The organism is Sorangium sp. So ce296 (genome assembly GCF_051529605.1).
Lineage (GTDB): Bacteria > Myxococcota_A > Polyangia > Polyangiales > Polyangiaceae > Sorangium > Sorangium cellulosum_D.
In genome coordinates, this window is the sequence record NZ_CP150325.1 from 276,915 (window position 1) to 301,295 (window position 24,381).

The following is a 24,381-nucleotide window of genomic DNA, read 5'->3' on the forward strand; positions in this document are numbered from 1 at the left end:
CTGCACGAGAGCGGTTCATCGAGGTGGCGCCGGGGCGGGAGCATCGAACCGATACCAAAAGTAGGCGAGGCCCGGAGCGCCCTCGCCCTCGTCCTGGTCCAGAGCTGCGTTCCCTGCGGGACCACCTCTTCCGCCGTCTTCGTGGTGAACGCTCGCACTTTGGGCAAGGGTGACCGTTGCGCCCACCGAGGCAACGCCGAGCGAATGCCCACCGGAGCCGCCGCCGGCATCGCCCCCGCGGCCGCCGTCGCCACCCCTGCCACCAGGACAGGCGGGCCACAGATTGGTAAACGGATGCAGCCCGCCGTAGCCACCTACAGCACCTCGGCCTCCCGGTTGGCCCGTTCCGCCAACGCCACCGCGGCCGCCGGCGCCGGCGAACACGTCGCTGGCCTCGACCGTCAGCTCGGCGCCCTCCAGCGCGATGATGCCGATGCTCGCCCCGCCATAGCCGCCGCCCTTGCCTCCCAGGCCGCCGCAACCGCCGCTGCCTCCCGAGCCGCCCGCCGCACCCCCTTGGGGTCGATCTTGGCACGAGTTCATCTCGCCCCGCCCCTTGCTGCCGCCGCCGCCGCCCCCGCCATGGCCAACGCCGCCGTTCTTCCCGTCTTCACCTCGCACGCCGACCCATCCGTCGATGTCCAGGAACCCAGGACCCAACGCGCCGGCCGCACGACCGGCGGGAGCACCGTCGGCGCCCGCGCTCCCGGCCGCGCATCTCATGGTGTCCGCGCCGGAGCCTCCGCGACCCGTAGCCTCTTGATTCTCCTCGGACATCGGCTGTCCCGAAGCGCCATCGCCGCCGACGTCGAGCCCACCGTCGCCGCCGTATCCGCCGACGGACTCGGTGCCATCGTCGCACCTCGTCACGACCGGGCGAGCGCCCGTCACGACGTCCGCTGTACACGCGTCCGCGCCGTGGTTACCCAGCACGCCGTACGTCGCCCGTTCGGTGGGCGCGTCCTCTCCCGGCTCCCCATCGCCGCCGTCGCCCGCGGCGATCACGCTGTCCCGCACGATCGCCCGCGCTCCCCGGCTCAAGATCATCGCGATCGACGACTTGCCATCGGGCGCCGAGGCGTCCGCCGCCACGGCGCGCACGCCGAAGATCACGGACGTCGCCTCGTTCCCCGCGACGACCGCCTCGCCCCCGCCGAGGACCCGCACCGGGATCCCGTCGGGCGGCGCGATGACGGTCGACGCGTTCGGCCCGGCGAACGACCCCCCATACGACCAATCATCGCCGCCATCACAGCGACGGCTGCCCCAGAGGTCGACCCCGGAAGGCAGCGTGATCTCCTCCGCGAACGCCCCACCGCAAGCATACACCCGCCGGGTCGGCGCCTCGCCGTCGCCTCGGCCGCTCGCGGCGAGCCCGATCGCGTGTTGCATCGTCCTCACCGGCGCGCTCTTTGTGCCCGGGCTCTCGTCGTCGCCCTGCTCGCTGACGAACACCCCGCACTCGTCCAGCGCCGGCGCCGTCGCTGGGTCACCATCACAGGGAGACTTCGGAAGTGAGAGGCAGACGCGTTCGTCGTAGCAGCTATCGTCGTAACCGCACCCGGAGAGGCCCCCCGCGCCGCCCGTGGAGAGGGTCCCCACGGCGAGCAGCAGCCGCATTCGTCGCAATTCGGGAAGAGGCATGTGCTTGCTCCCTGATCACCACGCGCCGTATGCCACGAGGCCAAGCCGTGCCGGCGTCACCGTCGGCGTCAACGCGAGCCGAGCTTTCGTGGGCTCAGTCCGCAGAAAAGCGAAATCCGTCAAGAACGAAGCCAGCGTCGCCGCGCCGACGAGGCCGCTCGTCACCACCATCGCCGTGCCCAGCCCGGCGAAGAGGTCGCGCTCTCGTCGGAGGCGCGTCAGCTCGGAGCACGTCGCGGGCTTGGGCGGTTCCCGACACACCCCCGGCGAGACCCCCGCCGCGTCGAGCCTCTCGTTCCGCTCGTCGAGGTCTCCATCCGTCGTGCTCGCGCGGACCATGAAAGCTGCGCCGAGCGATCCTGCTGCCACGGTCAAGCCGATGCCGGCGATGCGCAGCGTTCCCGGCCAAGATGCCCACGGGCTCGAGGCCTGCGGGCGCGCAGCGGGCGAAGCGCTCGCGGACTCCGGCGCCGCCGGCGCTTCGTTGGCGCTGCTCACCGGAAGGCGCGGCAGCTGCATCGCGATCTCGATCTCCGAGCCCGCGCTGGCGCTGACGACATGCAGCGCATCCTCACGGCCAGGCGCCCGGGCCCGCACCATGTGTCGTCCGGGATCGAGGAACAGCTTGTAAGTCCGTGCGGCCCGACCGATGGATTGGCCGTTGATGAACACCTCGGCGTCCGGCGGATCGACGGACAGCAGGACTCGAAGGAGGTAAAACGCTGCCTTCGCCCGTCCGACTTCGAATCGTATCCGGACCTCGTCCGTGAGCGCATGGCCCTGCTCAAGGCTCCAGGTCAGGTGCTCCGCCGCCTCACGGTACTTGCGGAGCGCGAGCGCACAGAGGCCCAGCTCGCCGGCGAGCTCCGCGCGCTCTCCGATCGCGCTCGGCCCCGCCTCTGCGGCGTCGAAGGCCGCTTTGTAGGCGTCGTAGGCCTCGTTCCACTTCCCTAGCTTCCACGCCTTCCGACCACGGCCAACGAGGTCTTTCACCGCCGAACCAGCGGCTGGTGCCGGGGTCGAATGCTGTCCCGCCGCGTCGGCCGCGCTGGCCAAGCCCGTTGAGGCGCCAAGCGCTAGAAGAATGAAGAGCAGCGGCCTACCGCAACGCATCCAGGGACGCTAGTTGCGCCTGGCGCACGACGTCAACCGAGATCCAATCGCTGGAGAGCAGCGCTTTGTGCGAGAATTTCGTGGAGAATGGCGGAAAGGAACGGTTCTCCCTGGTTGCCGGTCAGCTTGTAGCCGGCAGGGTGGCTGGAGTCACATTCTACTACATCGTCACACTGAGGTCTCGGCGCCGCCGATCGCGACCGCTCCCTGTTCCTCCGCCGCCGTTACCATGGCCTACGCATGCCGCAGCCGCAGCCCCCGCCGCCCGAACCGCAGCCGCAGCCCCCGTCCCCGCCCAAGCAGCCGTTCTCCCTCGCGGACGGCGCCATCGCCGCCCTCGTGGCCACCGGCTACGGCGTGCCCCCGCTCGCGGCGCTGCTCTTCGGCGCGACCGTGCTGGGACGACTCGGCGGCGCCCTCGTCCTCGCCGTCGCGCTCGGCATCGCGGGGTGGCTCGCCCTCACGGTGTGGACCTACCGCGCCATCCGCCGCCGCGGCCGCCGCCCCTTCCAGATCGCCTCCGAGGTGCTCGCGCTCGTCCTCCTGCCCGCGTGGGGCTTGGCCTACAGCCACGACGCGAACCACGCGTGCGAAGTCCAGGCGTGCGACGCCGGCACCACCGCGTTCCGGCCCCTCGCCGAGCCCGAGGTCTACGGCCTCCTCGCCCTGCACGCCCTCACCGCCCTCGCTTACGCCGTCTCGCGGCGCCGGCCCGCAGCGCTCCCCGGCCCCGCGGAGCTCGCCATCCATGCGGCCCTGCTCCTCGGCCTCGCCCTGCACGCCCTCCTCGCCGTGCACTTCGGCCCCTGGGTCCTCGCCGGCCTGCTCGTGCCGCCGCTCTTCCTCCCCTGCGTCGCTCCGGTCATCACCATCGCCCTCTACGCCGTCGAGCTCCGCGCCCGCCTCGTGCGGCGCGGCGTCGAGGCCAGCGCCCCCGCCCCGCTCGCCGGCGCGGACGCCGCCTACCGCGCCGGACCGCCCCAGGTCCCGCTCCCGCCGCCGCCCGCCATCCACCGGCCGACCCTCTGGCGCGCCCTCGCCGCCTCCCCGGTCCTCCTCGGGATCCACGCCGTCGTCCACGCCGCCTGGCTGGGACATCCCTCGGCCGCGCTCCAGGTCTTCACCCGCACCTGCGGATACACCCTCTCGCAGCTCCCGATCGTCGAGCTCCCCGGCGACTGCCATTACCTGTGCACCGTCGCGGCGCGCGGCCACGCCTGGCTGGTGCGCCCGATCCGGCTCGGGCGGCGGGGCGGCACGCCGATCCTCGTCAATCGCCAGCTCGCGATCGCCAACGCCTTCGAGGATCTCCTGCACGAGCGCTGGCCGCGCTTCGGACGCGCGGCGCGCCGGCTCTACGACCGGCTGGGGCTGCCCGTGAGCCGGTACATCCGCGCCGCCTGGGCCGCCGATCTCGTCTACCTCGCGATGAAGCCCCTGGAATGGGCGTTCTACCTGGCGCTCCTGCTGCTCGACAAGCGCGCCCCCGAGGCGAGGATCGACCGCATGTACCGCTGATCGCCGGGCCGCCGCTGCCGCCGCCGGGCGGCGCTTCGCGCACGGGTGCAGCGGCGAGCTCGACGACGTCGGCATCGTGCTCCCCTCGAGCATCGCCGGCACGCCGCGAGACGACTTCGGTTATCTAACGGCGCCGGGTGCGCCGCGACCGACGCCGACTGGCTCTGCCTCTTCGACGTGTTCGAGGGGCAGGTGCCGCTCGGGGGAGAGTGCACCGTCGAGCACGATTGCGAGAACTGGCACTGCGTCAAGCCGGACTCCGATGCTGAGGTGGGCACCTGCGCGCCGTGGTCGCCCGACGGCGCGGCGTGCGAGACGTTCGTCGAATGCGACAGCGGCCGGTGCGACATCTTCGGGACCGAGACGTGCGGGCCGCGGCTCCCGGAAGGGAGCGACTGCGTCCTGGGCCCGGACTGCGAGACGTACAACTGCCTCGAGGACACGGGGACGTGCGGGCCGCCCCTCGACGACAACGGCTGTCCCGTCGACGGGCTGTTGCTCGACAACAAGACGCCGGCGGGCAGCTGGTACTGATCGCGTCGCCCGCGACGCGCGGGTCATGACGCGGATAGCAGCGCTTCGCCGCGCGGCGACGACCGCCGCGCGGCGCGCTGGAATCCGGCGTCAGCTCACCAGCCGGGGTCCAGCGGCGGCTCGACGGGCGCGAAGCCGCTCACGTCCTCGAGATCGAGATTGCCCGCACCGCCATGCCGAAAGCAGGCGGTCGAGCCGTCGACGCGCACGGCACACACCAGGTTATAGCCGCCTTCTGCGAACACGTACCGCGCGGGAGGAACTGGCATGTCCCGACCGTCGTACCGTTTGCAGACGAGGGCATCCTGCTCGTCGATGGCACAGACGACGCCGACCGTCGCGGTGATCGATCGATAGCGCCCCGATGGAAACGCGGGCAGGTCCGGCCCCGCGTCCAAGTTGCCAACTCTGTCGGCGGGTGGCCTGTGACACGAGATGGTGCCGTCCGTCCGGAGGCCGCAGAAGATGCCAATGCTCAGCGCGAGCTCCGCGAAGCCGTCGCCGGGCGGCGCCGTGGCGAAATTCGACAGGACGGTGCCGTCCGCTCGAACGGCGGCGTACATACCTTCCCACGCGCAGTACACGCGCGAAAATGGCCCGCCTTCCACGGAGTGGGTGCGCGTGGAGGGGCCGTCCGGCTCGCGCGGATTGTAGAGGAACATCTCGAACACGCCGTCGGACCGGAGCGAGCAGACCCCGACGTCGCCCCCCATGTTCGTCTGACGAAAGGCGACGACCTGCGAAGGGCTCTCCGGAATCGTGAACTCGGCCGCACGCAAGCGGCCGTCCTCGGTGAGCCCGATGAGCCCGTACCGCGTGAGCTGGACGCGCCGGTAGATCTCGTCGGGCAGCGGCGGGGCATCGACCGCGTCGCTCGACGCCGACGATCCCCAGCAGCGATACGCGCCGTCCGCCTTGGTGACGCAATAGCTTCCGATGTCGTCATCCACGGCCACCGTTCGTGCGCACACGAAGTCCGTCTCGATCCAGGCGCCATCCTCCGCGCACGTTTCGCGGCGGAAGCGCCCGTTACAGCGCGCTTCACCGGCCGAGCACGCGCCGGAGGAGGCGTTCGGCCCGCCACCATGACCGCCCGAGCCCGCCTGCGTCCCCGAGCTCGCCGAATCGTCAGGCCCGGTCTCCGCCGAGCCATCGTGCTCCAGGATCGTCGTTCCCCCGCATCCCCAGGTCGCGAGGAGCAGTGCGCTCGCCCAGAGCCCCGCCGTCCTCCGCAAGCTCGCCATGGCCGAAGAATATCCGAGGCGTATCCCGGCGGCGCCATAAAAACGCGCTGTGCCAGGGGCGCGGTCGCGCTGCTCGAACCCGTGTCCAAGACGTGATTCGCGCTCCGTTTGATTATTTCGACGCAAGGGGATCGAGCGCCGAGGTCCAGGTGTCGCGGCCCCGATCGGGCAACGATTTGCTGTGGCGCGCTCCGCCGAGCAAAACCTTGCCGGCAATGTGTTGCCGAGGTCGCGACGCTCGGGGCCGACGCTCTCCTTCGGAGCTCGTCGCCGCCGCCCGTCGCGGACGACGATCGCGCGCTCTCCTTCCGCAGGGCCCCGCCCCGATCGGCTCGCCATCGCCCCCGAGGAGCGGCATCGCCGAGCGGCTCGCTCCAGCGCATGGCACAGGGGCTGCTGAGCGTGCTCGCGCGGTCGCGGTCGCGCGAATCGCAGTCACCCCATCGAGCTCTCCAGGAGGTCCGCCATGACCAACACGCCCTCACGCACAGGCCTGTTCCTCGTCAACTATGACATCGGCACCCTCGCCATCGGATCGCCGAACCTCACCCTCTCGCTCACCGTCAATACCGTCCACAAGCTCGTGAACGGCTTCGGGCAGATCACGCAGGCGGTGAGCCCGCCGCTCGACCTCCACACCCGGGTCGACGGGAGCTTCACGTACATGACGGTGATGCCCGACGTCACGCACATCCTCGTCGTCGCGACGGGCTACCCGCCGGTCCAGTGGCCTCCGGGCGGCGGCATCGGCCCGGTGCTGCAGCCGAATTTCGAGCTCCGCATGGTCCTCGACAAGGGCTGGCAGGGCGGGACCGCGAGCTACAGCTTCGTCGAGGCGTCGGGGCGCCGGGTCGAGATCGAGAAGGCGGTGGTGACCAGCGCCGGCCAGAGGGGCGGCCCGATCCACACGCTCTACGGGCCCGCGATGCAGGAAGCCGCCGCGAGCGGCGATCTCGCGCGCATGAAGCAGCTCGCCGCGCAGGCCGAGCAGCACCTCTCGCAGAGCGCCGAGATCCAGTCGGCGCTCGCCGCGCTCAAGGCGGAGATCGGCCGGAGCGAGCGCGCGCGCTGAGACGCGCGCAGGCGCGCCTCCGCCCGGTTCGCCGGGCGGAGGCGCGGTCCGCCCGCACCTGGAGGGAGCCATGAGCCGAGCCGTTCGCGATCGAGAGACAGACGACTTCCGGAGGAACGTCCCGGTCCACGCGGTCTGGGAGATCACCCTCGCCTGCGATCTCAAGTGCCGCCACTGCGGCTCCCGCGCAGGCGCGCGGCGAGATCGCGAGCTCGACACCGCGGAGTGCCTCGAGGTCGTCGCGGCGCTCGCCCGGCTCGGCACGCGCGAGCTCTCGCTGATCGGCGGCGAGGCGTACCTGCGCGGCGACTGGATCGAGATCATCCGCGCGGCGCGCGCCGCGGGGATGCGCTGCGCCGTACAGACCGGCGGCCGCAACCTCACCGAGGCGCGCCTCGCCGCGGCGGTGGGGGCGGGCCTCCAGGCGGTGGGCGTCTCCCTCGACGGCCTCGCCCCGCTCCACGACGAGCTGCGGGGCGTGCCGGGCTCGTTCTCCCGGGCGATCGACGCCGTGCGGCGGGCGCGGGCGCACGGGATCGCCGCCAGCGTGAACACGCAGATCGGCGCCCGCACCATGGACGACCTGCCGGCGCTCCTCGACGCGATCGCCGCCGCGGGCGCGACGCACTGGCAGATCCAGCTCACGGTCGCGATGGGCAACGCCGTCGACAACGACGCCGTCCTGCTCCAGCCCTACCAGCTCCTCGAGCTGATGCCGCTGCTCGACCGCCTCTACCGCGAGGGGCTCGACCGCGGCCTGCTCATGGTGGTCGGCAACAACATCGGTTACTTCGGCCCCTTCGAGCATCGCCTGCGCGGCGTCGGCGACGATTCGGTGCACTGGACGGGCTGCGCGGCAGGGCAGAACGTGATCGGCCTCGAGGCCGACGGCACGGTGAAGGGGTGTCCGTCGCTCCGCACCTCCGGTTACGCCGGCGGCAACGTGCGCGATCTCCGGCTCGAGGACATCTGGAATCACGCCGAGGAGATCCACTTCGGCCGGCTGGCGACGGTGGACGCCCTCTGGGGCTTCTGCCGCACCTGCTATTACGCCGACGTCTGTCGGGGCGGCTGCACCTGGACCGCGGACTCGCTGTTCGGGCGCCCGGGGAACAACCCGTACTGTCACCACCGCGCCCTCGAGCTGGACCGGCGCAACCTCCGCGAGCGGGTCGTCAAGAAGCGGGAGGCGCCCGGCGCGCCGTTCGCCATCGGCGAGTTCGAGCTGATCGTCGAGCCCGTGCCCGGCCGCGAGGGCGCATCGCCCGCGCCGCCCGTGACCTCGGCCACGGGCGGCCTCATCCAGCTCCGGCGCCGCCGCGATGGCGCCGCCGCGCCGCGCGACGGCCGCGTGCCGCCGCAGCTCGCCCCGTGCCGCGCCTGCGACCGGTACATCTACCCGCGCGAGGCGACGTGTCCGCATTGCGGCGCCGACGTCGCCCGCGCCGCGGCGGCGCACGCGGAGGTCGTGCAGCGCCGCCGCGCCCTGATCGAGCGGCTCGAGCGCGCGCTGTCCGGGGCCGCCGCGGCGGCGTCGCGCTGGTAGGCCGCGAGGGTCGCGGCGGGGGTCAGCGCCAGTTCAGCCGCGTGTTCCGCGAAGAAGGCCGGCGCGCTCGCGTCACGGCGCGCGCGGCGATGACTCCGGAGCCTCGCCCCTGCGGGCGAGGGTGACGTACCGGAGGAGCAGGCTGATCGCGGACCAGAGCGCGAGCACGGCGAGCGGCCAGGCGAGCAGGCGCGGAAAGTACAGGGCGACCGCGGCGCCGCCGAGGAGCAGGAGCGCCCCGCCGAGCAGGATCGAGCCCTCGGCCGCGCCGAGGACACGGCGGTTCGTCATCGCCGCGCCCACGGTGTTGGCGAGGCGCAGGGCGCCCGCGGCGGAGCGCCCGGTCCCGGCCCCCTGCGGGCGGCGCCGCCTGTCGTGGACCGCGCGGCGCCGCGCGTGGAGGACGATCTCGGTCGCGCCGCGGAGATCTTCCTCGTACTGCGCCTGCATGCGCCCGGCGAACTCCTCGTCCTCGATCGCCACGTCGATCTCGCAGTTTTCGAGCCAACTCGCGATATTGAGGTTGCTCGACCCCACGCGCGCCCAGCGGCCGTCGGCCACCGCGGTCTTCGCGTGGAGCATCGAGCCGTTCCACTCGTAGACGCGCACGCCGGCCTCGAGCAGCGGGCGATAGCCGGCCCGCGACAGCCTGCCGATGGCCGGAACGTCGCTCGTGCCCGGGACGAGCAGGCGCACGTCCACGCCGTCGCGCGCCGCTGCGGTCAGCGCCTGGACGTACGGCGCGATGCCGACGAAGTACGCGTCCGTCAGCCAGAGCGTCCTCTGCGCCAGCGCGGCGACCATCTGATCGAGCCGGTAGAGGCCGGTGGTGCTCGGCAGCTTCGCCACCACGCGCAGGTCCACGGGGCCGACGGCCGGCGGAACCTCGGTGAGGACGGGCAGGTCGGCGGGGAGGCCTCCGCCGAGGGTCGCCCAGTTGTCGGCGAACGCCTCGGCGAGCGCGCGCACCGCCGGCCCCCGCACGGCGATGCCGGTGTCGCGCCACGGCGGTACGCCGCGCGCCGCGTCGCCGAGCCATCTGCCGCTGACGCAGACGCCGGAGACGAAGCCGACCTCGGCGTCGACGACGAGCAGCTTGCGATGATCGCGCGCCACCCAGCCGAACGGGCTGGTGAAGCTGAAAGGGTTGTAGGTGCGGACCTCCCCGCCCGCCGCGCGCAGCGGGCTCCAGAAGTGGTCCGTCGACGCGCACAGGCACCCGAACCAGTCGCGGATCACGCTGACGTGGACGCCCGCCGCGGCGCGCTCGGCGAGCGCGTCGCGGAACTCGCGCGCCAGCGCGTCGTCGTCGAAGATGTAGTTCTCGAACAGGATCGAGGCGCGCGCGGCCCGTATCGCGGCGAGCCATGCGTCGAAGTTCGCTCGCCCGTCGATGAGCAGATCGACCCTGTTGCCGCCGATGAGCGGCGCGCCAGCGACCCGACTGAAGGTTTGCCGTGCGACGGCGCGCAGCGGCGCGTTCGACGGGGGGATGCGCGCAGGGACGCGAGCGGGGGTCATGGCATACGTTCAATGCCAGAGTTTTCGTGCCCCGTCGCGCGCCGCGTCGACGGCGGTCCCGGGGGTTGCCTGACGAGCGCGTCCCGAACGACTGGCGAGGCGTCTCGACGGCGGCCGAGGTGACGGTCGCGCCGCCGTACACCTGGCGCCCTTGAGGCCGCGGGCCGCCGTCGACCGCCGCTCCGGCGCGGCGTGGCGCGGCGCGGCGCGCTCAGCCCTTCCAGGCGATGCGCTTCCCCGCGGCGGAGGCCTCGGCGATCGTGTCGACGAGCCGGTGGAGCTTCAGCGCGTCGCGGAACGTCGGCGCGACCGAGGTGCCCTCCGCGAGGTCCTTGGCGAAGGCCGCATACAGCTGCGCGATCTGGTGTGCGTCGTCGGACAGGCCGGCTCGGGGGATCCAGGACAGGCGCTCGGGCGTCGGGATCGGCTGGAGCGGCTGCCCCTCGCCGCGGGCGCCCGAGAGGCTCAGATCGTGGGACAGGGCGAGATCGCCCTCGGTGCCCGTGAAGGTGCAGTTCAGGGTGGGACCATTGCGCTTCGCGGTCTCGAAATGGCCGGACACGACCGCTCCGCCCACGAGCGTCCCCGCGATGAGCGTCTGGTCCGGCGCCGTCACCGGCACGACCTCTCCCGTCTCGATCACCGTCGCCTCGTCGAACTGGCGGGCGACGACGCTGGACAGGCTCTCTAGCTCGCCGACCGCGGAGAGCACCGTGTCGAGGAAGTGCGCGGCGACGATCGTGAGCACGTGGGCGCCGTTCTTCGCGTCGGCCGCGTACGCGTCGGCGCGCGGCCGCCGCGCGGCGGCCATCGGCAGCGCGACGTGCATCGTCACCGAGCGCAGCCGGCCCACGTAGCCCTCGGCGATCAGCTCGCGCAGGTGGAGCACGCTCGGCGCGAGGCGCCGCTGGAGCCCGATCGCCGTGCGGATGCCGGCGGCCTCGGCGGCCCCGGCGAGCTCGGTGGCCTCGGCGAGCGAGACGCCGAGCGGCCACTCGCACAAGATGTCCTTCTTCGCGGCGACGGCGGCGCGGACGGGCCGCGCGTGCTCGGGGGCGCGGACCGAGACGACGACGAGATCGACGTCGGGGTGCTCGATGAGCGGCTCGGCGCGGTCGAACGCGTGGCGCGCCCCGAAGCGGCGCGCGGCCTCGTCGGCGCTCGCCTGCCTCGTGGTGCTCACCGCCGTGAGCTCGTATGCGCCGCCGAGCGCCGCCAGCGCCGGCAGGTGCGTCGCCGCGGCCCAGCCGCGGTCCGGGCTCGCCCCGATGATCCCCACGCGAATCTTCTTCGATCCCCTGATTCCGCTCATGGTCGCTCCTCGATGGGCCGCTCCGGCCGAACCGGAGGGGCGCTCCGTTATAACCGGAGGGTTGCTCCGGTTAACATACGGAGGGATCCTCCGTTTTGCAATGCCCTCCGCGCGATCGACCCCGACCCCTCCGTCCGCCGGCGCGAGCGAGCCGTCTTCTGCCGGCGCGAGCGAGCCGCAACGCCCGCTCCGCGCGGACGCGCGGCGCAACCGCGAGCGGCTCCTCGTCGCCGCCGACGCGGTGTTCACGGAGCGCGGCGCCGACGCGTCGCTGGAGGACGTCGCCCGGCGCGCCGGCGTCGGGATCGGCACGCTCTACCGGCATTTCCCCACGCGCGAGGCGCTGCTCGTCGCGACCGTCGAGGATCAGCTGCACGCGCTCGCGCGGAAGACGCAGGCGCTCGCGGGGTCGGCGTCGCCGGGCGACGCGCTGGCGGAGTTCATCGCGGCGTTCGTCGCGCACGCGAGCACCTACCGCGGTCTGGCGACCTCGCTCGGCGTCGCGTTCCACGGCGGCTCGCCGGCGTGCTGCGCGGCCTCGGAGGCGGCTTCCCACCTGCTCTCGCTCGCCCAGGCAGCAGGAGAGATACGGCGCGACATCGACCTGGACGACATCGTGAGCCTGGTGACGGCCATCGCGCTCGCCGCGCAGCAGCCGCCCGAGGGCCCGGCGCGCGCGCAGCGCCTCCTGGCGACCTTCCTCGCGGGGCTCCGGACGCCCTCCGCGCCGCCGCAGGCGCCTGCCTCGCCCAAGCGGGCGCGCAAGGGCCCTCCAGCGCCTGCCGCCGGCCGAGGCGGCGCCGCGGCGTCGTCGGGCAGCAGCGGTGAGCGCCGGCGCGCCGTCAGGCGGCGATAGTTCCGCCCGCCAGAAGTCCGGCCAGGGATCCGGAGAGAGAGTTCAACGCAAAGGCGCAAAGGCGCAAAGACGCAAAAAAAAGATTTGTAGTTTTGCGCCTTTGCGCCTTTGCGCCTTTGCGCCTTTGCGTCTTTGCGTTTATTTCTCTTCGCTCGCGAGGCAGGTCCCTGGCGCGAGTTCTGATCCGCGGTACTAGACACTAGAAGGTCGCGAGCTTTTCGGGGTTCATCATCCAGTAGATGCGCTCGATGCCCTCGGCGGACGCGTCGATGGCCGCGAACGCCACCGCGACGCCGTCCCGGCGGATGAGGGCGGACGGCTGGCCGTTCGTCTCCAGCCACGTGACGGTGGTGCCCGGCCAGAAACGGCTCGCGAAGCCAGCGACGAGCTTCGCGACGCGCTCGCGGCCGTGCACCGGGACGCGGGCCGCCATCCGCACGCGTCCGTTGCTGTCCGTGATCGACGCGACGTCGGCCGCGAAGAGGCGCTCGAGCGCGGAGAGGTCCCCCTTCTGCGCGGCGGCGATGAAGCCCTCGAGGAGGCGCCGCTGCTGCTCGACGCCGACCGCGGCGCGACGCTCGCCGGCGAGGTGCTTCCGCGCGCGGACGAGCAGCTGGCGCACGTTCGCCTCGCCGAGGTCGAGGATCCCGGCGATCTCCTCGTACGGGTAGTCGAACACCTCGCGGAGCACGTACACCGCGCGCTCCGTGGGCGAGAGCTTCTCGAGGAGCACGAGCACGGCCAGGGCGAGGCCCTCCTGCGTCTCGGCGCCGAGCTCCGCGCTGGGGCTCGTGTCGATCGGCTCGGGCAGCCAGGGCCCGACGTACGCCTCGCGGCGGACACGCGCGGACTGGGCCACGTTGATCGCCAGGCGCGTGGTGGCGGTCACCAGGAACCCCGTCGGCTCCTGCACGGTCGCCCGATCGGTCGCCTGCCAGCGGACCCAGGTGTCTTGCACGACGTCATCCGCCTCGGCCCGGCTGCCGAGGATCCGATACGCGATGCCGAGGAGCCGGGGCCGGAGCGCGAAGAACGGGTCGGCCGCAGGCTGCGGGCCTCCGGGGACGCGGGGCGCCGTCACTTTTCTTGCTCCGACCTGTCACAAGGCGGCGGGCTGTCCGGTCCTCCCCGCAACGGAGCATCCGGTCGGGATGCGCGAACCAGGAGAATCGTCATGAAGGTCGTCGTGTTCGGGGGTAGCGGGCTCATCGGGAAGAAGCTGGTCGGGATCCTTCGCGAGAAGGGCCACGAGGTTATACCGGCGTCGACCTCCACGGGCGTCGACATCTTGACCGGCGCCGGCGTCGCCGAGGCGGTCCGCGGCGCCGAGGTCGTCGTGGACGTCGTCAACGCGCCCTCGTTCGAGGCCGATGCCGCGATGAGCTTCTTCCAGAGGGCGGCCGGGGTGATCCTGCCCGCCGAGGCCGCCGCAGGCGTCCGCCATCACATCGCGCTCTCCATCGTGGGGGTCGACCGCCTGCCGACGAGCGATTACATGCGCGCGAAGGTGGCGCAGGAGGCGGCGATCCGCGCGGCAGGGGTGCCGTACACGATCGTGCGCGCGACGCAGTTCTTCGAGTTCGTCAACGCGATCGTCGACGCTGCAACGAAGGGCGATACGGCCACGCTGACGCCCGCCCTCCTCCAGCCGATCGCGGCCGACGACGTGGCGGCCGCGCTGGCAGCCATCGCGGAGGAGCCGCCCAGGAACGGCATGATCGAGCTCGCCGGCCCCGAGCCGCTCGGCCTCGACGAGCTCGGCCGCCGGTGGCTCGCGGCGAAGAAGGACCCGCGCAAGGTCGTCTCGGACGCCGCAGCCGAGTATTTCGGCGCGCAGCTCGACGACCGCTCGCTCACCCCCGGCCCGGCCCCGCGCCTCGGAGCCCTCCGCTTCGACGCGTGGCTCGCGCGCGCGTGAGCGACCGACCGCGGCATCCGACGTCACCGGCGAGCTCCGCGTGTCAGAAATGCCGCCAGGATTCCGCCGCGGCGCCGAACCGTCGCGATCCGTTACTTTCGGCGGGATTTCGGGAGGGCGTGACGACGGATCGCACCCCCTCAGGAGGCCTACGAAGGCGGACGAAGGCGCCGCTTCGAAACGCAAGCGTGGCGGCTATCGGGCGATCGACAAACCGCGCCGAGCTCCTGCGCCGCACATTTGCGATCGACGTCCTCGAGTGCCCAGCTTGCAAGGGGCGGATGAAGCTCGTCGCCATGGTGACCGAGCCAAGGAACATCGCCCGCTTCCTCTCCGCGCTCGGCGAACCGACCGACGTCCCAGCACGCTCTCCCAGCGTCCACGCGGCGGCCGCCGTACTGGAAGAGCACCGTTGTGCGCCGCAAGGCGCCCGGGGACGCCGCATAGCGTCTCGCGACGCGCCTCCCGGGCCAGACCAAAGCCCGGACGGACACGTGTGCCCACGGCACGCCGATGCGCCCCGTAGCGCGCTCGGCGCCGCCCGGACCACGCTCTTTCGACCCAGGACCGAGCCATCACGACGCCCGCGGTCCCACCCTTTCGGTTTGCTGCGCTACACTTCTTCGCGCTGCGATCCGGCTTCTTTTACCTACGCGCTTATGGCTACAACCCCGACCAGGCCGACGGCGACGGCGACGGCCTCGGCGACGTGTACGATTACTGCGCGGGGTCGGGGTACTACGACAGCGACGGCGATGGGCTCTGCGATGGGGCGGACAACTGCGCTTATGACTACAACCCCGACCAGGCGGACGTCGACGGCGACGGGATCGGCGACGCGTGCGACACGTGCGGCGCGGTCATCGACAACGGCAACGTCCAGCTCGGCGTCAACTGCCAGGGCCATCTGAACGTCCCGACGCCCGACGATCCCATCGGCCTCGGGTACATCGGGCTGCGTTACCTGGCCACAACCAACCCGTCCGTCGAGCCGGGAGCGCAGGCCGAGGGGTGGGGCGACGAGTACGTGACGATCGACATGGGACGGCCTCGGAGCTGTTCCGAACGGACACCAACGGATTCAACAGCGCGACCCCGCTCACGTTCACGAGCTACCAGCCCGGCCCGGTGACCGACGCGGGCCCGAGAGACCACGGCGCGCTCTTCGACTTCAACTTCGGCGCGCTCGCGCCCGGTGAGAGCAAGGTCTTCAAGACGTTCTACGGCGCCGCGGGCACCGAGGACGACGCCTTGAGCGCCCTGTCGGCCGTCGGTGCCGAGGCCTACTCGTTCGGCCAGCCGAACACCGCCGGCGGGCCGGATCTCGGCGAGCCGAACACCTTCATCTTCGCGTATGCGAGCGTCGCCGACGCCGCGGTCTGCGGCAACGGCCTCGTCGAGGCCGGCGAGCAGTGCGACGACGGCAACGTGGCGAGCGGCGACGGCTGCGATGCCGACTGCACCGTCGGGTGCCTCGACGCGGACGGCGACGGCTCTTGCGACGTCACGTGCGTGACGATCCAGCGGGACGTCTACGGCCAGGTGGCCGACGCGACCATCTGGGCTCGGTATCCGAGCTACAACGACGGCGGCTCGGCCTACGTGCACACGGGGCTGAGCGACGGCGCGGCGAAGGAGGCGCTCTATCGCTTCGGCCTCGATTTCATCCCGCTCGGCTCCACGGTCGAGTCCGCCACGTTCAGCACCACGCTGTACAGCTCCGGCACAAACGAGATCCGGGTGCACCGCATCAACGCCTCGTGGGCGGAGTCCGCGGTGACCTGGAGCAGCTTCGCGGACAGCTACGATCCGGCGATCGAGGCGACGCTGGTCGGCGCGTCGTCCGGCGTCAGGAGCGTCGACCTGACCGCGCTCGTCCAGGGGTGGGTCGACGGCGCGTATCCGAACCACGACTTCGTCCTGGAGGAGGACCCGACGGCGCTCACCGCCTACCGTTCCAGCGAGCACGGCAACCTCAGCAACCGCCCCTCGCTCGAGGTGTGCTTCTACTGATCTCCGCCGGATGACCGTCCGCTGACCCCGGCCGTACCCGCCGTTCGCGGCGCCCGCCTCGCCGGCCGGGGTCCTTCTCCCCTCGACCTCTGCCGTCCATTCCTTCGCCGGCCCTTCGCCGGCCCCTCGGACGCTCGAGATCTCGAAGATGCCGTCGGGCAGCTCGCCCCGTGCGAGCACGCCCACGGCTTGTCGAAGCCGAACGCTCGCTGTTCCTTTCCGTTCCTGACGCTGCATGGCAGCTCGTGCTCGCCGATGCGCTGGGCGAGCTCCTGGTTGATGATCAGGTATTGCCGTCAGCGAGCGCTCGCGTCCGGGCGGTCCCCGCCGGCCGCGATGGATGTCCACTGGTCGTCCGCGTGTGGTCTCACGGGACTCCAGCCGTCATGGTAGACTCGCCGTCGTGACTCCGGGGCGATGCATTGGAAGGCGGTTCGTGATCGAGCACCGCGCCGGCGCCGGCGGGATGGGCACCGTGTATCGAGCGCACGACTTGACGACGAGGGGCCCGGTGGCGTTGAAGGTCGTGAGCGAGCGGAGCCCCGCGGCCCTCGACCGGTTCGCGCGTGAGGCGCGCGTGATGGCCTCGCTGCGACATCCGCGTATCGTTGACTACATCGCTCATGGCGTGACGGACGATGGCGAGCCGTATCTCGTGATGGAGTGGCTCGAGGGCGAGGATCTCGCGGCGCATATCGCGCGCGGTCCGATGTCTGCGGCGTCGGCCCTGTCGCTCTGCGCCCTCGTGGCGGAGACGCTCGCCCATGCGCACACCCGCGGCGTCGTCCATCGCGACATCAAGCCTTCGAATCTCTTCTTGCCGGGCGGGGACGTCCAGCGCGTGAAGCTGCTCGACTTCGGCATTGCCCGGCTCGACAACGCGACTCGCGGGCTGACCGGCACCGGAGCGAGCCTGGGCACGCCGTCGTACATGGCGCCCGAGCAGGCCCGCGGCGAGTCCAGGATCGACGCCCGAGCCGACTTCTTCTCGCTCGGGTGCGTGCTGTTCGAATGCCTGGCCGGACGGCCTCCTTTCCTCGGAGGGCACCCTCTGGCGGTGATCACGAAGATCCTGCTCGAGGAGCCGCCGCGGCTGCGGGAGCTCCTGGCGGACGTGCCCGAGGCGGTCGATGAGCTCGTGGGGCGCATGCTCTGCAAAGACGCACAGGAGCGCCCCGGAGACGGTATCGCGGTCGCCGCGGAGATGACGGCGCTTCGTGAGATCTCCAGCGCCGCGACGGTCGCCTCGCGCTCAACGGGCTGGTTGACGGACAACGAGGTGCGTCTGGTCAGCGTGATCCTCGTCGGCGCGACGCCGGACGCGGGCGGAGACGCGTCGGCGCGTACCCTGTCGATCGAGGAGTCCGAGGCCGACCTCGAGCGGATCCGCGCCGTCGCAAGGCAGTTCCGGGCGCACCCCGAGCCGCTCCGCGACGGATCGATCGCGCTCGCGATCCAGGGGCCGAGCAGCGCGACCGATCAGGCCACCCTCTCGGCGCACTGTGCGCTCGCGCTGCGGTCGTCGCTGCCGGGCGCCGTGATGAGCCTCGCGATCGGGCGGGGGATCTGCCGCGATCGATTGCCCGTCGGCGAGGCCATCGAGCGCGCGGTCTCCCTGCTCGGCGCCAGGGCGGGGCTGCCCGGGAGGATCTACCTCGACGAGGTGACCGCGGGGCTACTCGACCACCGCTTCGAGATCGAGCGCGGCGCTCTCGGCGTCGAGCTCCAGCGCGAGCGCGAGGCAGGACCCGAAGCGGCGCGCCTGCTCCTCGGCAAGCCGACGCCGTACGTGGGCCGCGACCGCGAGCTCGCGACGGTCTTGGCCACGCTCTCCGAGTGCATCTCCGACGGCGTCGCGCGGGCCGTGCTCGTGACCGGAGCGGCGGGCGCCGGGAAGTCTCGGCTGCGGCAGGAGCTGCTCGGCGCCCTGCGGCGCCGCGACGAGCCGGTCGAGGTGTGGAGCGCCGCGGGCGACCCGATGCACGCCGGGTCGCCTTTCCGCCTCGTTCGTCAGCTGATCCGCGCCATGGCCAGCATCTCGCCGAGCGATCCGCTCGAGGTGCGCCGCGACAAGCTGCGGGCGCGCGTGGCGCTCCGCCTCGCCGGCCGCGATGCAGAGCGCGTGACCGAGTTCCTCGGCGAGCTCGCCGGCGCTCCCTTCCCGGACGACGATCGTGTCGAGCTCCGCGCGGCCCGCCAGGAGCCGCTGCTCTTCCGCGATCAGGCGCGGAGAGCGTGGGTCGACTTCCTCACGGCCGAGTGCGCGGCTCGAGCGGTGCTGCTGATGATCGACGACCTCCACGCGGGCGATCTGCCTTCGCTCCAGCTCCTCGACGCTGCTCTCTCCTCCGAGCAGGAGCGCGCCCTCATGGTGCTGGGGCTGGCTCGACCCGAAGTGCACGACGTCTTTCCGAGGCTCTGGGCGGAGCGCGGCGTCGCCGAGCTCCGGCTCGTCGAGCTGTCCCGCAAGGCGAGCGAGCGCCTGGTGCGCCAGGTGCTCGGCGGCAGCGTCTGCGACGCAGCGGTGCAGCGGATGGTCGAGCAGGCGGCGGGCAACGCGTTTTACCTCGAGGAGCTGATCCGCGCCGAGGCCGCGGGGAAGGGCGAGCAGCCGCCGGAGACGGTGCTGGCGATGGTGCAGGCCCGGCTCGCGGCGCTTCCGGCGGAAGCGCGGCAGATCATCCGGGCAGCGAGCGTGTTCGGAGGGGTGTTCTGGGAAGACGGCGTGCGCCGGTTGCTGGGCGGGCCGGGCACTGCCCTCGACGTCGGCGCGTGGATGGCGGCGCTCGTGGAGCGAGAGATCGTCGTGAGACACCTGGAGAGCAGGTTCCCCGCGCATCGGGAGTACGCGTTTCGGCACGCGCTCGTGCACGACGCGGCCTATGGCATGCTGACGGAGAGTGATCGGGCGCTGGGCCACCGGCTCGCGGCCGAATGGATCGAGGAGGCGGGGGAGGAGGACCCGGCCTCGCTCGCCGAGCATCTGGAGCGCGGCGACCAGCGCCGCCGCGCCGCCACCCTGTGGGTCAAAGCCATGGAGAGCGCCCTCGAGGCGAGTGATCTCGAGGGCGTCCTGGCGCGAGCAGAGCGGGCGATCGCGTGCGGCGCGCAGGGAGCGGAGCTCGGCGCCGTGCGGGCGATGCAGGCGGAGGCCCATCGCTGGCGCGGCGACGACGACGCCGCGGAGAACTGCTGCCGGCGGGCGGTGCCGCTCCTGCCTCGCGAGAGCGCGCCCTGGTTCGGCGCCAAGGCGGAGAGCGCCGTAATGGCCGCGTACCGTGGAGATGCGGTGTTGCTCACGGAGCTCGCGGAAGAGCTCGGACGCAGCGCACTCCCCCGAGAGGCCCGTGGATCCGCGCTGATGGCGATGGCCCGGGTGGCGAGGAACCTGTTTCAGTTCGGGATGCATAAGGCCGCAGAGCCTCTGTTCGAGCGGCTCTCCGAGGAGATGGCCGGGGCGGACCCGCTCGTCGCGGGCCAGATCCACGCGGCCTTCGCCCTCCGCGCCTTCTTCGAAGGAGATCTTCCCCGGTGCTGCGCGTCGATGACGGCGTCCGTCGACAGCTTCGCGCGGGCGGACGACCTGCGCAACGTGTCGCTCCGCAGGATGCACCTGTCGTTGTTTCTCTTGGACCTCGGCGCACAAGAGGCAGCCGAGGAGAGCGCCCGCGGCGCGCTCTCGCTGTCGCAGCGCATCGGCGCCCACCGCGTGGAGGCATGGTCGAAATACGCCATTATCCTCGCGCTCTTGCGCCGAGGCGCGCTCGACGAGGCGCTCGTCAATGCGTCTTCGCTCGCCGGGGGCGGCGCGCGGGGCGACGAGAGGTGGAAAGCCATCGTGGCACGCGGCCTCTTCGCATGGGTTCTCCTGCAGGGTCAGAGGCTCGAGCAGGCCGAGCAGGAGGCGCTCTCCGCAGTTCAGGCCGGCGACTCGGCCGGCTTGTCGCACCGGTGCTGGAACCTCGCCATCCTCGCCCGCGCGCGCCTCGCGCGCGGCCTCGCCAGCGAGGCGCGCGCCGCGAGCGACGCGGCGATGCAGCACATGGAGCGCATGGGCGGGCATACCGAGGACGGAGAGGGGCTGATCCGGCTCACCCACGCCGAGGTGCTGCACGCGAGCGGCGCTCCACGCGAGGCGCGGGAGTCCGTCGCCGCAGCGCGAGCATGGGTCCTCCATCGCGCAGGGAGGATTACCGATCCTGACTCGCGCCGTCGCTTCCTCGATGCCGTGCCGGAGAATACGCGCATCCTTGAGCTCGCGGCGGCCTGGCTTTCCGATTGACGCTTGGCTCGAGCCCACGGCCGTCGAGTTCTCGCTGGATCCAGTGATGTCGCCTCTGGTAAACTCCAGAACATCCGATGATCGTCAACGACTTGGCCGCCAAGAGGCGACGGATCGAGCAGCTGCTCGACGACGAGCACGCCTACCCCACAGGCAACCTCGACCACATCGCCGCGAAGATCCTCGAGAAGCGCGGCGCCATCCTGGACGTGGCGGCTGGACGAGCCACGCCGTTCTACCTGTATGATCGCGAGTACTTCCGGAGCGCGCTCGCTGAATTTGTGGCCGCGTTCGGCGCCCACCTCCCCGGGCATCGGCCGTTCTATGCCGTGAAGTCGAACCCCCACCCCGGCGTCATCGAGGAGGCGGTCCGGCACGGCTTCGGCCTGTACGTCTCGAGCGGCCGGGAGCTTCGGCAAGGCCTCGCGATCCCCGGGTGTCCGATCCTCTTCAGCGGTCCGGCGAAGCTACTGGAGGAGCTCCACCTCGCCGTCCTCCACGCGGACAGGGTCATCGTCAACATCGATAGCTTCCGTGAGCTCGAGCGGCTGGGCGAGCTGGCGGCACGCCTCGGTCGCTCGATCCGGGCCGGCGTCCGCGTGCCGGTCGAGCATCACAGCGCGTGGTCCAAATTCGGTATCCCGCTCGCCGAGCTCCCGCGCTTCTGGCGTGCGGCCCGCGAGCACCCGCTCGTCGAGCTCCAGGGGATCCAGCTCCACCTGAGCTCGCACCGCGACCTCGCGGCCTATGAGGGCATCATCGAGCAGCTCGGGCGCTTCTTGGAGAGGGAGCTCACCGCCGAAGAGAGGGCGAGCATTGCGTTCGTCGACGTCGGTGGCGGGTACTGGCCGCATCGAGTGGAAGGCTACTCTCCGGAGCTCCACCCGCTCGGCAAGGTGATCCGCGCGGCCGACGCGCATTACGGGCAGGACACAGAGTTCGCGCAGGCATATTATCTCAGGGAATCCTTCCCGCTGGAGGAGTATGCGCGGGCGCTCGGCGGGGCGATCGATCTCCACCTGCGGCCTTTGCTCGACTGCGTCTACTACACCGAGCCGGGACGGATAGTCTCGACGTATGCCATGCACATCGTGCTCACGGTGATGGACAAGAAGAGCGAGGATCTGGTGATCGTGGACGGCGGCGTCACCATGGTCGGCGCGCCGCGCTACCTCCACACCTACTGCCCCGTCATCAACTTATCGCGCCCTGCCATGCGCGAGATCCCGGTCCGCATCGGCGGATCTCTGTGCGACAGCGAGGATTTCTGGGGGTTCCGCTGCTACGGCGAGAGGATCGAGGAAGGCGATGTCTTGATCGTGCCTCTCCAGGGCGCTTATACGTTCTGCCTCGCCCAGGACTTTGTCCGTCCCATTCCTCCGGTGGTGGAGTTGGATCATCCTGGCGACGAGCGCGCGAGAGGTCCGGGGTGACCAGCGCGCTCCCGAGAGGGCGAGCTGCGCGGCGGCCCGTCGTGCGCGTCAGCGAGCGCCCGCGACGTCTCGCCACCACGGGGCCGGTGTGTCGACGTGCTCGGGCTCGAAGGCCGCGCCGATGCGGGGCGTCACGATGCGCGCGCGGCGCTCGGCCGCCAGGGAAAGCAGCGTCTCGGCCGGCTCGTCCCAGTCGTGGAGGGCGAGGTTGAAGGTGCCCCAGTGGACCGGCAGGAGCGTGCCGCCGCCGAGCATCTCGAACGCGGCCAGCGCGTTCTCGGGGCCGAGGTGGATCGTCCCCCACGCGGGGTGGTACGCGCCGACCTCGAGCATCACGAGGTCGAAGGGGCCGTGTCGCCGGCCGATGTCCGCGAGCTCGGGGAACAGCGCGGTGTCGCCGGAGAAGAAGACCTTGCGCCGCTCTGCCTCGATGACCCAGGAAGCCCAGAGCGTCCTGTTGCCGCTGGTCGGACCGCGACCCGAGAAGTGCTGCGAGGGCGTCGCGGTGAAGTGGACGCCGCCCACCTCCGCGCGCTCGTGCCAGTCGAGCTCGGTGATCCGCGCGGGGTCGACGCCGAGCGCCTCGAGGTGCGCGCCCACGCCGAGGGCCGTGACGAACGGGACGCGCGTGCGGGCCAGCGCCTCGATCGTGGGCGCGCAGAGGTGATCGTAATGGTCGTGCGACACGAGGACAGCGTCGAGCGGCGGCAGCTCGTCGAGCGCGGCCGGGACGGGATGGAACCGCATCGGGCCCGCGAACGAGACGGGGGAGGCGCGCTCGCCGAACACCGGATCCGTGAGGACGCGCCGGCCGTCGAGCTCGAGCAGGACGGTGGATGCGCCGACGGGCACAGACCGTCGAGGAGCGCCGAGGGCGGCGCATCGCCGTGATCGCGCTGGCGCGGCGGTTGTCCTGCGTATTTGGGGCGAGGTGGCGCGACGGCGCCCTCAGGGGCTCAGGGCCACGTGCCCACGCCAAGCATCACGTGGTCGAACCCCAGCGAGGGATCCTTGTCGTCCGTGTGGGTGATGGGACCGTCATACGTTCCGGCGAACCGCACGCGTCCGTCGGGAGCGAACGCCAGACGCTCCACGATGACTTGTCGGGGCCCCTTCAGGAGGAGGGATTCCACCCGCTCACCCTGGGCATCCATCCTCAGCAGCATGCCCTGGCCGGACTCCGTCCAGCTGTTCGTGTCCACCTGCAGAAAATCCGTGACACCCGCGAACCAGGCACGCCCCTCCACGTCCACCTGGAAGTCGTACGGGAGGTCTTCCCGCGCGAAGTCGATGACGCGATGGTGGAGCAACGTCCCATCCTCCATGTGCGCACGCATCAGGATGAGATCCCACTCGGTGGTGTCATTGGGACGGTCATACTTGGGCACACGGCTCGTTGCTCCGATGAGGAGCTCACCCCGGTAGACGCCCATCCCCACCAGTTGCTCGTCATGCTCGTTGCCATGGAGCTGGGCGGCGTGGTGGCGGCCGTCGGGACCGATGCGCTGGACGAGGACGTCCACGCGTCCGCCGCGCCACGCAAGCTCACGGCCGAAGTGCTGTCGCCAGGCCGCCGCTTCGTTTCGATGCATGCTCCAGGCGACGAGCAGGTTCCCCTCCGCATCCAACGTGAGCTGCTCCTGGCCGGCCAAGCTATCCATCCAGTCATGGCCCGGCATCAGCTGCAGGTCCCAGGCGACGTCGAGCCCCGACGTGAGCCGATAGAGCTTCACCCCGTGGGACCAGAGGATGAAGGCGGCCTCCTCCCCGAGGGCCAACGCGCGCAGGTGTACCGATCGGGAACGTTCCCAGTGCAGCTCCTGCGCGGGACTCTCCACCACCTCTGCGACACCGTCCTCGTCCAACAGATACTCCCGCGACTCACCAGGGCGCCCCGGGTCATCGAAGCCGCGCGCTGCGAGGACCCGCCCCTCGGGGGACAACCGACGCAGCCTCAGTCGGTAGGAGGTCGTCTCCGGAATGCGCTGCAGCTCGAAGAGCGTGAGCTCGCCGCTGGGATGACGCACGAACCGGTAGGGCTCGACGTTCTCCTCGCGCTCGAGCGTGAGCACTCGCTGTCCGCTGGGCGCATACACATCCAGTGCCCATCGTCCGGTGATGTCATGCGGGGACATGAAGTCCTGCCGGATGACCCAGCTGCGGCCTTCCTCATCCACCTCGAGCTGATGGACCGTGCCCTGGAAGGACTCTCCCACCTGGCGGTACCGCGTCTGCGTGGGCCAGGCCTCATGCGAGGTCCATCGCGCCGCATCCGTGACGGGAACCAGGACAGCCCTCTCTCCTCCCTCCGGAGCGGAGGGCTGGCACGCCAGCAGGAGCAGGAGGGAACCCAGGAAGCCGCGTGTCACCTTCAC

17 protein-coding genes and 1 pseudogene are annotated in these 24,381 nt (G+C 71.4%); 10 read left to right on the forward strand and 8 right to left on the reverse strand.

All coding sequences use genetic code 11. The annotated features are described in order from the left end of the window. Window positions 1-15 precede the first annotated feature (15 nt). Both WME98_RS01100 and WME98_RS01105 read right to left on the reverse strand, forming a co-directional pair. Window positions 16-1,644, reverse strand: coding sequence for a hypothetical protein (locus WME98_RS01100; RefSeq protein ID WP_437949527.1), 1,629 nt, complete (start codon window positions 1,642-1,644; stop codon window positions 16-18). Window positions 1,645-1,659: 15 nt separating this feature from the next. Further along, entirely contained in the window at window positions 1,660-2,700 is a 1,041-nt protein-coding gene (locus WME98_RS01105; RefSeq protein WP_437949528.1) for a PEGA domain-containing protein, read from the reverse strand. Window positions 2,701-2,997: 297 nt separating this feature from the next. Between WME98_RS01105 and WME98_RS01110 the strand changes: the two genes are divergently transcribed. Next, complete coding sequence (locus WME98_RS01110) at window positions 2,998-4,275, forward strand: DUF6688 family protein (protein WP_437949529.1); 1,278 nt, start codon at window positions 2,998-3,000, stop codon at window positions 4,273-4,275. A 192-nt stretch (window positions 4,276-4,467) separates the two neighbouring features. Beyond that, entirely contained in the window at window positions 4,468-4,809 is a 342-nt protein-coding gene (locus tag WME98_RS01115; RefSeq protein WP_437949531.1) for a hypothetical protein, read from the forward strand. Between the two features lie 95 nt (window positions 4,810-4,904). On the opposite strand, the gene WME98_RS01120 is transcribed toward WME98_RS01115, so the two are convergent. Beyond that, window positions 4,905-6,053, reverse strand: coding sequence for a hypothetical protein (locus WME98_RS01120; protein ID WP_437949532.1), 1,149 nt, complete (start codon window positions 6,051-6,053; stop codon window positions 4,905-4,907). A gap of 466 nt (window positions 6,054-6,519) precedes the next feature. Between WME98_RS01120 and WME98_RS01125 the strand changes: the two genes are divergently transcribed. Together WME98_RS01125 and WME98_RS01130 are read left to right on the forward strand one after the other, a co-directional pair. Further along, complete coding sequence (locus tag WME98_RS01125) at window positions 6,520-7,125, forward strand: DUF1842 domain-containing protein (protein ID WP_437949534.1); 606 nt, start codon at window positions 6,520-6,522, stop codon at window positions 7,123-7,125. Window positions 7,126-7,195: 70 nt separating this feature from the next. Then, window positions 7,196-8,671: a GDL motif peptide-associated radical SAM/SPASM maturase gene (locus WME98_RS01130; RefSeq protein WP_437949536.1), complete on the forward strand. Its 1,476-nt coding sequence runs from the start codon at window positions 7,196-7,198 to the stop codon at window positions 8,669-8,671. Between the two features lie 72 nt (window positions 8,672-8,743). Here WME98_RS01130 and WME98_RS01135 read toward each other — a convergent pair whose 3' ends face one another. Together WME98_RS01135 and WME98_RS01140 are read right to left on the reverse strand one after the other, a co-directional pair. Then, the gene (locus tag WME98_RS01135) at window positions 8,744-10,192 is read right to left on the reverse strand and encodes a phospholipase D-like domain-containing protein (RefSeq protein ID WP_437949537.1); all 1,449 of its coding nucleotides are present in this window, start codon (window positions 10,190-10,192) and stop codon (window positions 8,744-8,746) included. Window positions 10,193-10,403: 211 nt separating this feature from the next. Then, a complete protein-coding gene (locus WME98_RS01140) occupies window positions 10,404-11,504 on the reverse strand; it encodes a Gfo/Idh/MocA family protein (RefSeq protein WP_437949539.1) in 1,101 nt (366 codons plus the stop codon). Between the two features lie 100 nt (window positions 11,505-11,604). On the opposite strand from WME98_RS01140, the gene WME98_RS01145 reads away from it, so the two are divergent. Then, window positions 11,605-12,360 carry a TetR/AcrR family transcriptional regulator gene (locus WME98_RS01145; RefSeq protein WP_437949540.1) on the forward strand — a complete coding sequence of 252 codons (756 nt, stop codon included), beginning with the start codon at window positions 11,605-11,607 and terminating at the stop codon, window positions 12,358-12,360. Between the two features lie 199 nt (window positions 12,361-12,559). Here the strand turns inward: WME98_RS01145 and sigJ are convergent, their stop codons facing one another. Next, on the reverse strand, window positions 12,560-13,441 hold the full coding sequence (gene sigJ / locus WME98_RS01150) for an RNA polymerase sigma factor SigJ (RefSeq protein WP_437949541.1): 882 nt from the start codon (window positions 13,439-13,441) through the stop codon (window positions 12,560-12,562). 93 nt (window positions 13,442-13,534) lie between these two features. Here sigJ and WME98_RS01155 point away from each other — a divergent pair, with 93 nt between their 5' ends. From WME98_RS01155 to WME98_RS01175, 5 genes are all read left to right on the forward strand, one after another. Further along, complete coding sequence (locus WME98_RS01155) at window positions 13,535-14,278, forward strand: SDR family oxidoreductase (RefSeq protein ID WP_437949542.1); 744 nt, start codon at window positions 13,535-13,537, stop codon at window positions 14,276-14,278. A gap of 709 nt (window positions 14,279-14,987) precedes the next feature. Then, entirely contained in the window at window positions 14,988-15,410 is a 423-nt protein-coding gene (locus WME98_RS01160) for a hypothetical protein (RefSeq protein ID WP_437949544.1), read from the forward strand. Continuing rightward, window positions 15,407-16,291 (forward strand): DNRLRE domain-containing protein, encoded by an 885-nt coding sequence (locus WME98_RS01165; RefSeq protein ID WP_437949546.1) that lies wholly within the window; start codon window positions 15,407-15,409, stop codon window positions 16,289-16,291. The genes WME98_RS01160 and WME98_RS01165 overlap by 4 nt, the downstream gene beginning before the upstream one ends. A 436-nt stretch (window positions 16,292-16,727) precedes the next feature. Continuing rightward, window positions 16,728-20,573 (forward strand): protein kinase domain-containing protein, encoded by a 3,846-nt coding sequence (locus WME98_RS01170; protein ID WP_437949548.1) that lies wholly within the window; start codon window positions 16,728-16,730, stop codon window positions 20,571-20,573. A gap of 77 nt (window positions 20,574-20,650) precedes the next feature. Then, window positions 20,651-22,006, forward strand: a complete 1,356-nt coding sequence (locus tag WME98_RS01175; RefSeq protein ID WP_437949550.1) for a diaminopimelate decarboxylase family protein — start codon at window positions 20,651-20,653, stop codon at window positions 22,004-22,006. Between the two features lie 48 nt (window positions 22,007-22,054). Here WME98_RS01175 and WME98_RS01180 read toward each other — a convergent pair. Then, window positions 22,055-22,852, reverse strand: a pseudogene (locus WME98_RS01180) (MBL fold metallo-hydrolase); the annotation flags it as partial. Window positions 22,853-22,962: 110 nt separating this feature from the next. After that, window positions 22,963-24,381, reverse strand: a complete 1,419-nt coding sequence (locus WME98_RS01185; protein ID WP_437949552.1) for a hypothetical protein — start codon at window positions 24,379-24,381, stop codon at window positions 22,963-22,965.

Excerpts from the sequence above, each read along its gene's own strand:
- WME98_RS01100 (WP_437949527.1), bottom strand. The coding sequence starts at position 1,644 with ATGCCTCTTCCCGAATTGCGACGAATGCGGCTGCTGCTCGCCGTGGGG.
- WME98_RS01110 (WP_437949529.1), top strand. The coding sequence starts at position 2,998 with ATGCCGCAGCCGCAGCCCCCGCCGCCCGAACCGCAGCCGCAGCCCCCG.
- WME98_RS01120 (WP_437949532.1), bottom strand. The coding sequence starts at position 6,053 with ATGGCGAGCTTGCGGAGGACGGCGGGGCTCTGGGCGAGCGCACTGCTC.
- WME98_RS01125 (WP_437949534.1), top strand. The coding sequence starts at position 6,520 with ATGACCAACACGCCCTCACGCACAGGCCTGTTCCTCGTCAACTATGAC.
- WME98_RS01130 (WP_437949536.1), top strand. The coding sequence starts at position 7,196 with ATGAGCCGAGCCGTTCGCGATCGAGAGACAGACGACTTCCGGAGGAAC.
- WME98_RS01135 (WP_437949537.1), bottom strand. The coding sequence starts at position 10,192 with ATGACCCCCGCTCGCGTCCCTGCGCGCATCCCCCCGTCGAACGCGCCG.
- WME98_RS01140 (WP_437949539.1), bottom strand. The coding sequence starts at position 11,504 with ATGAGCGGAATCAGGGGATCGAAGAAGATTCGCGTGGGGATCATCGGG.
- WME98_RS01145 (WP_437949540.1), top strand. The coding sequence starts at position 11,605 with ATGCCCTCCGCGCGATCGACCCCGACCCCTCCGTCCGCCGGCGCGAGC.
- WME98_RS01155 (WP_437949542.1), top strand. The coding sequence starts at position 13,535 with ATGAAGGTCGTCGTGTTCGGGGGTAGCGGGCTCATCGGGAAGAAGCTG.
- WME98_RS01175 (WP_437949550.1), top strand. The coding sequence starts at position 20,651 with ATGATCGTCAACGACTTGGCCGCCAAGAGGCGACGGATCGAGCAGCTG.